Origin of the sequence: Acinetobacter sp. YH12072 (assembly GCF_013419565.1) — a bacterium.
Classification (GTDB): Bacteria; Pseudomonadota; Gammaproteobacteria; order Pseudomonadales; family Moraxellaceae; genus Acinetobacter.
Map to the genome: position 1 here is coordinate 232,876 of NZ_VOZV01000001.1, position 10,850 is coordinate 243,725.

General features: G+C 44.0%; 13 protein-coding genes and 1 pseudogene. 1 reads left to right on the forward strand and 13 read right to left on the reverse strand.

The genetic code is table 11. The features are described from left to right. Window positions 1–38: 38 nt before the first annotated feature. From FTU19_RS01145 to FTU19_RS01165, 5 genes are all read right to left on the reverse strand, one after another. On the reverse strand, window positions 39–446 hold the full coding sequence (locus FTU19_RS01145) for a DUF3106 domain-containing protein (RefSeq protein WP_159124038.1): 408 nt from the start codon (window positions 444–446) through the stop codon (window positions 39–41). Further along, on the reverse strand, window positions 436–753 hold the full coding sequence (locus tag FTU19_RS01150; protein WP_180004090.1) for a hypothetical protein: 318 nt from the start codon (window positions 751–753) through the stop codon (window positions 436–438). The genes FTU19_RS01145 and FTU19_RS01150 overlap by 11 nt, the downstream gene beginning before the upstream one ends. Continuing rightward, window positions 750–1,364, reverse strand: a complete 615-nt coding sequence (locus FTU19_RS01155; protein ID WP_180129958.1) for an RNA polymerase sigma factor — start codon at window positions 1,362–1,364, stop codon at window positions 750–752. The genes FTU19_RS01150 and FTU19_RS01155 overlap by 4 nt, the downstream gene beginning before the upstream one ends. A gap of 167 nt (window positions 1,365–1,531) precedes the next feature. Then, complete coding sequence (locus FTU19_RS01160) at window positions 1,532–2,308, reverse strand: RNA methyltransferase (RefSeq protein ID WP_179992676.1); 777 nt, start codon at window positions 2,306–2,308, stop codon at window positions 1,532–1,534. Between the two features lie 49 nt (window positions 2,309–2,357). Next, entirely contained in the window at window positions 2,358–3,332 is a 975-nt protein-coding gene (locus tag FTU19_RS01165) for a class 1 fructose-bisphosphatase (protein ID WP_159124035.1), read from the reverse strand. Between the two features lie 183 nt (window positions 3,333–3,515). On the opposite strand from FTU19_RS01165, the gene FTU19_RS01170 reads away from it, so the two are divergent. After that, window positions 3,516–3,701, forward strand: a complete 186-nt coding sequence (locus tag FTU19_RS01170) for an NF038105 family protein (protein ID WP_159124034.1) — start codon at window positions 3,516–3,518, stop codon at window positions 3,699–3,701. Window positions 3,702–3,791: 90 nt separating this feature from the next. Here the strand turns inward: FTU19_RS01170 and pal are convergent, their stop codons facing one another. The 8 genes and pseudogenes from pal to FTU19_RS01210 all read right to left on the reverse strand — a co-directional run. Then, entirely contained in the window at window positions 3,792–4,364 is a 573-nt protein-coding gene (gene pal, locus FTU19_RS01175) for a peptidoglycan-associated lipoprotein Pal (protein WP_159124033.1), read from the reverse strand. Between the two features lie 55 nt (window positions 4,365–4,419). Further along, window positions 4,420–5,703, reverse strand: coding sequence for a Tol-Pal system beta propeller repeat protein TolB (tolB, locus tag FTU19_RS01180; protein ID WP_180129961.1), 1,284 nt, complete (start codon window positions 5,701–5,703; stop codon window positions 4,420–4,422). A 202-nt stretch (window positions 5,704–5,905) separates the two neighbouring features. Beyond that, window positions 5,906–7,261: a cell envelope integrity protein TolA gene (gene tolA / locus FTU19_RS01185; RefSeq protein WP_180129941.1), complete on the reverse strand. Its 1,356-nt coding sequence runs from the start codon at window positions 7,259–7,261 to the stop codon at window positions 5,906–5,908. 3 nt (window positions 7,262–7,264) lie between these two features. Beyond that, complete coding sequence (tolR, locus tag FTU19_RS01190; protein ID WP_179992678.1) at window positions 7,265–7,714, reverse strand: protein TolR; 450 nt, start codon at window positions 7,712–7,714, stop codon at window positions 7,265–7,267. After that, entirely contained in the window at window positions 7,714–8,412 is a 699-nt protein-coding gene (gene tolQ / locus FTU19_RS01195) for a protein TolQ (RefSeq protein WP_180033454.1), read from the reverse strand. Before tolQ ends, tolR begins: the two co-directional genes overlap by 1 nt. A gap of 27 nt (window positions 8,413–8,439) precedes the next feature. Continuing rightward, a complete protein-coding gene (gene ybgC, locus FTU19_RS01200) occupies window positions 8,440–8,847 on the reverse strand; it encodes a tol-pal system-associated acyl-CoA thioesterase (RefSeq protein WP_034170923.1) in 408 nt (135 codons plus the stop codon). Between the two features lie 260 nt (window positions 8,848–9,107). Next, window positions 9,108–10,457: an amidohydrolase gene (locus FTU19_RS01205; protein ID WP_373684915.1), complete on the reverse strand. Its 1,350-nt coding sequence runs from the start codon at window positions 10,455–10,457 to the stop codon at window positions 9,108–9,110. Window positions 10,458–10,742: 285 nt separating this feature from the next. Continuing rightward, a pseudogene (locus FTU19_RS01210) lies at window positions 10,743–10,850 on the reverse strand (IS5/IS1182 family transposase); the annotation flags it as partial.

The window sequence follows — 10,850 nt, forward strand, 5'->3', positions numbered from 1 at the left end:
AAAAGCCTCCGGATGGAGGCTTTTTTATTTAACTTAAGTTAATGAGTTTTGGGTTGAGTGAGTTGCTGGTATTTCTGGATATATTCTTCACGGATCGCCAGTCGTTCTTCTGGCGTTGCTTTTTGCATCCGTGCACCTAACTCCTTACGTTCCTGACTGCTCATCATTTGCCAGGTTTCACGCATACGCTGCTTTTCAGCTTCAGGAAGCTGGGTGAACCAGTCCATGCGTTGCTGTAAATTAATACGTTGCTGTTCAGGCATTTCTTTTAAGGACTGATAACGTTTAATTAATGCCAGTTGCTCGGAATCAGAAAGGGTATCCCAGGTTTCGTTGACCTGCGTATTGGCATCTTTGGAAAAAATCCAAAAACGTTCAAATCCAGCAAAGCTGGTTTGCAGGAAGCTGAATGCACAAAATGCAATTGCTAATCTTTTAGCTGCCATGTGGAACTTTGTCCTCACCTAAAACCATTAACATTTCCAGATCTTCAAGCATCTGTGGGGAGAGTTTGGGTGTAGATACCGCCTGAGTCTGAGGTTCGTTATGGCTGACAATATTCGGTAGCACTACCACGCCAGCAATCGCAGCAGCCAGAGCAAAGCTAGACATTTTTAGAAATGCAAAGCGTGAATGTTGTGCGTCCTGAATATGCTCCAGCACATGATTCATCACCACCGGTTTATCCTTGTGGTGCTGTGCCAGTCCATCAAGTTTGGAAGTTACTTGCTTTAAGAAATCATCTTGCTTCATTCGGATGATCCTCCCAGATATGGATTTAAGTGTGCTAGAGAGGCACGTAGACCTTGAATAGCACGGTGATAATGGGTTTTCACACTGCCTTCTGTACAGTTCATAATTTGCGCTGTAGTTTGAGTATCAAAGCCTTCCCAGGCTCTGAGCATAAATGCTTGCTGCTGACGCACAGGTAATTTGGCAATCGCCTCCTGAATTTCTTCAGCAGTTACTGCCTGATCCAGAAATTCTAAAGGTGAGGGCGTAGATTCATCTACCAGATTGTCAAATTCGACTTCGTCGTCATCAAGGCTGACTTTTTTGAAAAAGGAAAAGGGCTGGTTGCGACGTGCTTCTTTACGACGCCAATCCTGTAATTTGTTATTCAGAATCGTATAGAACAGGGGATACCACTCTTCAGTGCTTTTCTCTGCATAAGATTTATGCAAAGCAATAAAAGCTTCCTGAACCAGATCCATTGCGATCCCATGTTGTCCTTGACTCGCACTTTCCATCATCACCAAAGCACGCCCAGTCACGTCCTGCATGAAATTTTTCAGGCGAGACTCTGCCGTACTCTTTAGAATACTCGCATCTTGTGACTGCAACGGTTTCGGTGCTAAATCCATAGAGATGGAAAATCCTGTCATTGGATACCCACCATTATTCCCAAGTTCATGTGCATATAACGTTGGGAATAACGATTTGGTTGACAATAAAACTTATTATTTTTGTAGTGTAATCTATTTTATAAATACACTGACTGGAATTAAAACAATGTAACCTAAATACCGTATTAGATACGTTGACGCACCATCTCAAAGAAACAGATAGAGCCTGCAATGGCAACATTCAGGGATTCCTGTCCACCTGGCTGTGGAATAGTCACCGCTTCGGCATGTTGCAGGGCATAGTCAGATACGCCTTGACCTTCATTGCCCAGAATCCAGACGCAGGCTTTACGCAAGTCTTTACTGTACAGGCTGCTAGAACGATGTGAGCTGGTGACATATACCGGAATCTTGAATTGCGGTAAAAGGTCTTCCAGTGCGATATTTTCAAAAGTTTGCAAAGAAAAATGCGCGCCCATACCTGCACGTAATACTCGTGGCGACCAGATAGATGCTGAACCCTTGGTACAAATGACCTGATCAATACCGGCAGCTGCTGCTGAACGTAGCAGGGTGCCAACATTACCGGGATCCTGCACATTTTCAAGGATCAGAGTGTCAGCCGTAAAATCAAGTGCCTGGCTTGAGCTTGGAATATCGACAATCGCCATACATGCAATCGAAGTGCCTAAGGTACTCAGGTCCTTATAAAGCGATTCACCAATGACAAAGACCACACCGGTATATTTGTTTAAAATAATGTCGAAATCAGGATGCGCTAAAGCATGTTCAGTCGTGAAGATCGAATTGATTTTCTTGTTTTCATGTAACCATGCAAGACACAGGTGCGTGCCTTCAAGCACAGTCTGTCCTTGTTTTTTTCGATAAGAATTCTGTTCAATTAAACCGCGTAAGTGTTTAATTTTAGGATTGTCTTTGGATTCAAGGAAGATGGTTGGCATAAGAAGAAAGTCCACGGCAGTCAATCAAAGATCAACTGCCGTTTAAAAATTAGTGGTGGTAGCTGGTCACAAGCTCAACTTCATTTTTTGAGCCAATGATGACAGGAACACGTTGATGCAGATTTGTAGGTTCGATTTCAAGAATGCGGACACGACCAGTCGTTGATGCACCGCCAGCCTGTTCCATCAGCATACTCATTGGATTGGCTTCATACATTAAACGTAAACGACCTGCTTTAGTTGGGTCTTTTAAGTCGTATGGGTACATGAAGATCCCGCTACGGCACAGAATACGGTGAATATCGCCGACCATACAAGCGACCCAGCGCATATTGAAATCTTTGGCGCGAGGACCTGTTTTACCTGCCAGCAATTCATCGATATAACGCTGTACAGGCGCTTCCCAGTGACGCTGGTTCGATGCATTGATTGCATATTCTTTAGTATCAGCAGCTACCTGAATCGCTTCAGAAGTCAACAGGAACTCTTGAGTTTCAGGATCGAAAGTGAAGAATACCACACCAGCACCCACAGTCAGTGCCATCATGGTTGATGGGCCATACAGGACATAACCAGCAGCAACCTGATTGACACCAGCCTGCATGAAGTCTTCTGCCTGAGTTACACTATTTTTTGCGGGAAGAATCGAAAAGATAGTGCCCACACACATGTTGATATCAATATTGCTTGAACCATCAAGTGGATCGAACAATACTAGATATTGACCATTTTCCTGAGCTGAAGTGAATTCATCCAGTTCTTCAGACGCTAAACCGCCTACATGTGGATGTACTTTTAATGCATCAATCAGATAATCATTAGAAATCACATCCAGTTTCTTCTGCTCTTCGCCTTGAACATTTTCATGCTGAGCACTACCTAATACACCCGCTAGAGCACCTTTTTGCAGGAGTTGGTCAATACGCTTGCAGGTATTTCCAATTGTTTCAATTACTTGTGCAAGTTCAGGTGTGAGGTTCCCGCTTTGTTGTTGTAGGAATTGGGATAAGGTGCGGTATGACATAAGGGAAAAACTCCAAGACTTATAATCGGGGAAAAAAGATCAAAACGATATACGGCTATATTTTAGAGGAGAATGTCCGAAAAGGACAATTAAACTGAATTATTTGTTGTGATTTTGCCCTTGCAACTCCTGTGGAAAGTGCTATGTTGAATCAAAGGAAAAAATGATCATAGGAGCACAGAGATGACAACATTAAAGTTTGATGCGACTCCAACGCCGAGCGAAGCGATTAATCTCGATGAAATTTCTGAAGACAAGATGAAAGAAGCGTGGAAGGATTACGAAGCAAAACCTGAATATAAAAAATTCAATAAACACGACATGATTGAATCCATGCAAACTGCAGAAGAAGGTGAAGGCAAAGAGTAATTTTATTCTTTGATCTTTCAAATATCCCTCTAATAAAAAAGCACTCGATTGAGTGCTTTTTTATGAATGATGTATTATTTAAATGATCACTTATTTTAGTAGTGGTGGAACAGCTTCGTAGTTGATTTCTACACGGCGGTTTTCTTTCCACGCACTTTCATCATGGCCAGGATTAACTGGCATTTCTTTACCATAACTCACTGCTTCAAGTTGGCCTGCATTTACACCAGAAGTGATCAGGAAACTTTCTACTGCTTTGGCACGACGTTCACCAAGCGCCATGTTGTATTCACGTGTACCACGTTCATCTGTATGGCCTGTCAGAGCTACACGAGAATTGGCATTTGCCATCAGGAACTGGGCATGTGCTTGCAGAGTACGGATATCGTCATTGCTCAGTTCGCTACTGTCATAGTCAAAGTGAACTACACGTTTAGCTAAATAAGCCTTATTTTCCGCAGTTACACCTTTAGCAGATGCACCGGCCATATTTTGAGCGCTTAAAGCTGCATCTTCACTTAGACCTTCAGTGTTTACAGTGGTGGTGCCACTGGTATCCAGGTTGCCAGTTTGGACTTCAGCTGCTGGTTTACGGCTGGCACAACCAGTCATTACGACTGCAGCTGCAAGTAAAGGAAGTGCAAATAATTTTACTTTGTTCATTCTTCATCTCCATGAAGGTTGATTATGGGGTAAAGCATTTATAAATATTGAACTATTATTTTGGTGCCCAAGCAGGTTCGCGGACTTCACCTGTTTCACTTGGCAAATTCATGCGGAACCGGCCATCGAGAGACATAATGGATAACAATCCACGGTTACCTTCGCGAGTGGCATAGACCACCATCTGACCATTTGGCGAGAAGCTAGGTGATTCATCCAGGCTGGTTGGCGTCAGGATATTGGTCACACCTGAGCTAATATCTTGTACAGCCACTTTATAGTTACTGCCACTTGGACGATGAACCAATGCAAGTTTCTTACCATCTGCACTTAAGGTCGCGCGGGCATTAAATGCGCCACGGAAAGTCAGACGTTTAGTACTTTCATTATTGAAATCATAGCAGTAAATCTGCGGAGAACCACCACGATCTGAAGTAAAGATAAATGATTTTCCATCTGGTGCATAACGTGCTTCTGTATCAATTGCGCTATCGTTAGTCATGCGTTTTAACTGACGTGTTTCCAGATTCATCTGATAGATTTCCGGGTTACCGTGCATAGACGCAGTGAACAGCATGCTCTTGCCATCTGGAGAGAAGCTTGGTGCACCGTTTAATCCACGGAAGCTGGCCAGCTTTTCACGTTGACCAGTCGCCAGATCCTGTACATAAATGGCCGGACGTTTGGTTTCAAAAGATACATATGCAATTTTTTTCGCATCCGGTGTCCAGGCAGGTGACAGGATTGGATCACGCGAAGTCAAAATAGTCTTTGGCTGTTCACCATCCGTATCGGCAATCTGCAAGGTATAACGCTGCTCAGGCGTTGCCGGGTTACGTAAGACATAAGCAATACGGCCAGTGAAATCTCCCGGAATACCGGTTAATGCCTGATAGATGGCATCACTGATCATATGGGCTGCCTGACGGGTACGTGACGCAGGAACAGTCAGCAACTCATTCAGTAAATATTGACGTTTTTCGACATCATACAATTGATACTGAATGCTATAAGAACCATCCGGATTGGTCTTGGATGAACCGGTCACTACATAAGGTACGCCTGCAGCTGCCCATGCTTCAGCATTTGGCGAATTCAGTTGTGCTGTAGCAGGTAAATTCTTCGAGGCACTGGCAAATTTTCCAGAACGATTCAGGTCATTTTCCACCACAGGATAAATACTCTGATCCTGGCTAAAAGGCACAATGGCAATTTTAGGAGCAGCTTCAGGAGCTTTGGTAATTTCCAGATGCAGTTGAGCCTGAGACTGGGTCGCAGTGACCGCACCCAACGTGGTCATGATTGCAAGGCAGAGTAGGTGTTTGCGTGTCTTTTCCATCATTCGTTATTTACTCAAATCAACGGAGTTATTTATAAGTGATTGGGCTACATCATCGCATGGATTTATGCGAAATAGACCACGAATTTATCATCAAACTGTTATATCACTATGGAGAGTGATTATTATTTAATCTGTTTCAATTGAAGTTTAACTCAAAAAAACAGCCATAACACTTTTTCTTTATTATGGCTGTTTCTCATTAATGAGCTGTAAAGGTTGAAGTAAAACTTCGTGCTTCACGGCGTGCATCCGGATCTGAAGGCATTGGATAAGGTGCAGCAGCACGTACTGCCGCTTCTACACTAGCTTTCATATCTGGATCACTGGCACTCACCACCACAGAAACCACAGAACCACTATCGCTCAAAGTGACCCGAGCAGTCGCTTTCTGGCCTGAAGAGCCCACAGGGGTATCCCATGCACGTCTGATTTTATTTTCGAAATCACGTTTTGCAGTAGAGGCAATTCGCTTAGATTCCGCTTTTTTCTGTGCAGCTTCTTCAGCAGCCTGTTTGGCTGCAGAGGCTTTGGCATCAGCTTCTGCTTTGGCTTTCGCATCTGCATCTGCTTTAGCTTTTGCCGCAGCCTCAGCTTTATGTTTAGCATCCGCCTCTGCTTTAGCTTTTGCAGCGGCATCAGCTTTATGCTTGGCATCAGCATCCGCTTTGGCCTTCGCAGCGGCATCAGCTTTACGTTTAGCTTCGGCCTCTGCTTTAGCTTTCGCCGCAGCGTCAGCTTTGTGCTTGGCATCTGCTTCCGCTTTAGCCTTCGCAGCCGCGTCAGCTTTACGTTTAGCTTCAGCCTCTGCTTTGGCTTTTGCCGCAGCGTCAGCTTTATGTTTAGCATCCGCCTCTGCTTTAGCTTTTGCAGCCGCATCCGCTTTACGTTTAGCTTCGGCATCTGCCTTGGCTTTTGCCGCAGCATCCGCTTTTGCCTTGGCTTGAGCCTCTGCTTTTTGCTTGGCGGCTAAATCAGCCTTTTTCTGCGCTTCAAGTTTGGCTTTTTGCGCAGCATCGGCTTTACGCTGTGCTTCTACTTCAGCCTTACGCGTTGCTTCAGCTTCGGCTTTAGATTTTTGTGCAGCCTCTGCTTTGGCTTTGGCAGCAGCCTGTTTTGCTTGTTCAGCGGCTTCAGCACGTTTTGCAGCTTCGGCTGCTTGCTGGGCGGCTTTGGCTTGAGCAAGCTCTGCCGCTTTGGCTTCTTGCTGAGCTTTTTGAATATCGATCTGTGGGGGTGCTGGTGCAGGCTGCGGTGCCGGAGGTGTCGGTGCAGCTGCCGTTGGAACCACAGGTGCAGGCTCTACACTCGGTTCAGCAGTTTGGGTAATTTCTTCTGCAATATTTTCATGTGCAGTTTCTTCAAACTCAGTTTCTTCACGAGTCACCGGCTTGAGGTCTTCAGGTTTAATTAAGACCGTTTTAATCTGTTTTGGCGGTTCAGGTGGCTTACTCATGCCCAGAAAAAGCAGGCCCACCAAAGCAACTGCATGGATTCCTAGCGTAAACCCAATCGCAATTGCTTTCTTCTGAAACGGTGGTTTCTGATAATTTTTCATACTTTATTCTAATGGCTTGGTCAGTAAACCCACTTGGGACAAACCGGCATCTTGCAGGCTTGACATTAAGGCCATCACATCGCCATAAGGGCGGGTGGTATGACCATTGATCACGACATTGAGGACCTTGTTTTCACTTTCAGCAGTGCTTTGCGCTTCTATCAAAGTCTGCGTCAAAGCCTCTAGGGTGATAGGACCTGTGGTTTGATTTTTATATTCCAGAAAATAAGTACCATCTTCTTTTAAAGTGACGATAGTAGGCGCATCTTTGGATTCAATTGGCAAGCCATTGGCCTGCGGCAAATCGACCTTGATGCCACTGGTAATCATTGGGGCAGTCACCATGAAAATGACCAGAAGTACCAGCATCACATCGATGTATGGCACCACATTCATGTCACTTTTCAGTGGTTTTTTAATGCGCTCGAAGCGTCCTGAACGTTGAATGGCCATTAGTCATTGTCCTGCGTAGCGCCCACAGATTGACGTTGCAGCAGCGCCACCATTTCTTCAGCGAACAGGGCACGGTCAGAGTACAGTGCTTCACCTTTAGATGTGAAATGGTTAAAGGCTAAAACCGCAGGAATTGCAGCAAATAAACCAATCGCCGTTGCAATCAGGGCCTCTGCAATACCAGGTGCGACAGTGGCCAAAGTAACCTGATCGACATCTGCCAGACCAATAAAGGCATTCATGATGCCCCAGACGGTACCAAACAGACCGACATAAGGAGCGACTGAACCAATACTGGCCAGCGCACCCAAGCCTTGTTCCAGATGCCCCTGATCACGACTTAAACCTACACGCAGAATACGCTCAGTACCTTCAATTGACTGGGCAGTTGGAGCATGGCGTTTTTTAAGTTTAAGGAACTCGCCCAGACCCTGATAGAAGATATCTTCCAGACCAGTACGTTTGGAATTGAGCTGGGCATTGTTATAAAGCGTCTTGAGTTCGGCACCTGACCAGAAAATTTTCTGGAAATGATCGTCGTCAGCCTGAGCCTTTTTATAGCTCATGGTTAACTTAGCAATCAGGTACCAGCTGTACAACGAGGCTAACAGGAGAGAAAGCATCACCAGTTGTACGACAGGGCTTGCTTGTAAAATAAGATCTGAGACTTGAAGAGATGATTCTAACTGAGTTGCCATAGCTGTTACGTGTGCCAAATAATTTTTTTAGTCTTGTTCCAATTCTTTATGAATCAGTTCGCGGATTTCATCAGGAAGTCGACGTGGTTTCATGTCTGCACTAATACATGCCAACTCGACCTCACCAGATGCAAGCATGATTTCACCACGATAAATATTTTGTTGCAATACAAATGATGAAGCTTTACATGAAATGACACGTGCAGTCACGGTAATCAGGTCATCCATGAGGATTGGACGCATATATTTGACATTAATTTTGTGCACAACAAAGTTATAGTCGGATTGATGCCAGTAGTGACTCACTCCGGAAGCACGTAACCATTCAGTACGGGTACGTTCCATATAGCGAATATGGTTAGCGTGGTAGACAATGCCACCCGCATCAGTATCTTCAATATAGACGCGGATATTGAATTCAAAGTGATTCGCCATAGTTTTGTTCCATGCAGATTTTACGAAATTATTGCTTGTTTTTAGAGGCTGGAGCAGGCTTAGAATTTGCCTTATTCATTCCAAAAGTCAAGCAATTTAGCGCGTCAAAGTTTAGCACTGTGAGCTTTGAGACCAATGGCACAAGATGTCAAATCTGGATGGAGTAGGAGCTAAGCCAGTACGGAACGGCCAATTGCTTATTAATACGGCGAAGTAAAAGCATGAATGAGACCAGTCACTCATGCTTGAGGAACTAAGAATCAGCTTTTGTTATTTTGCTTCCAGCTCGCTTGTACCTGATTGGCTACTTTCGGATAATCCAGTATAAAACGGACATGACTTTCTACGCCGGTTCTTAAAGTCGCATCATCGACTATAAAATTCGGGTTATGGTTCGGTGCTGCTTTGGCTGGGTCCTGATCTGCTGGCGTTGCACCGACGAAGACAAACAATGAGGGCATCAGCTTGCCATAATAAGCAAAGTCTTCACTGGCGCTGGCATTGTTATCGAGCAGATGCAGTTTATCTTCACCGTTCACCTTAGCCAGAGACGGACGCATCAACTCGGTCAAGGTTTTATCATTGGTAGTAACAGGTGCATAGGGCGCAATTTCTACTTTGACTTTGACATCATTGGCTGCGGCATTGTGTTCCAGCATTTTCGGCAAGTCTTTTAAAATGCCTTGACGCACATCTTCACTATTAGAACGAATCGTACCGACCATATTCACCTGATTAGGAATTACGTTTCCTGTGGCACCACCCTGAATACTTCCAATACTGACCACACCCATACCTTTGGTTAAATCAGCTTTACGGCTTAACAGACTTTGTAAATTATTAATCATCTGTGCAGAAGCATAAATTGGATCGCGACCTGCCCAAGGCATTGAACCATGTACCTGATGGCCATCTACCTGTATACGTAAATGATCCGCGCTATTGAGAATTGCACCATCTTTATAGAAAATATTGCCGCTTGGCATACCCGCCATCACATGCATTCCAAAAATCACTTCAGGCTGAGGATTCTTGAGTGCGCCATCAGCCAGCATTTTACGTGAGCCGATCTGATCACCTTGACTAAAGTTATCAATATCTGCACCGCCTTCTTCTGCTGGCTGGAATACAAAAACTACGGTTCCGGTAATCTTATCTTTATTGGTAGCGAGCACTTTGGCTGCACCTAATAGCATTGCAGTATGCGCATCATGACCGCAGGCATGCATCACATAAGTTTCCTTGCCTTGATAAATACCTTTCTGCTTGCTGGCAAAAGGTACAGCTGCCGTTTCCTGAATCGGCAAGGCATCCATATCTGCACGTAATGCCATGACGGGGCCAGGTTTTGAACCTTTTAGAACGCCGATCACACCTGTTTTGGCATAGCCTTTACGTACTTCAATACCATAGGACTTTAATTCTTTTTGTACTAATTCCGAGGTTTTGAATTCCATATTGCCCAGTTCAGGATATTGGTGAATATGCTGGCGTAGTTTGATGGTATGCGCTTCGGCTGCTTTAACAGAATCATCTACCCAATCTGCTAAAGCCAGTTGACTGCAAAATAAAAGAGGGAGACAAAATGAAAGCGTCTTATGCATGTTCATATCAGGGAGAACCTTAAAAATCTGAATAGAGTTAAAGAGATGCCTGAGCATTACATAATGCACTACATTTGACCAAAACCCTCTGAATATGGATTTCATACCTTTTCGGTATATTCATTTTTAGTACTTGCTGATAAAGGGAATTTTCTAGAGCTAAATATTGTAAAATTAGGTAATTATAAAAATTTAACGGTCTATTTTATTTAAAAAATTCAAACGAATAGAGAATTATTAAAAGGAATTTGTATCTGATTTAAAAATCTTTCATTAGACCTCTTTCATAAATCATTTTTTGCTCAGTTCCAAGTTGTAGATTCCAGCGATTAAATTGAATCTCAAACCAAGCCTTTTACCTCTATTTCGATAACGCTCAGCAAGGATTTTGAAGGTTTT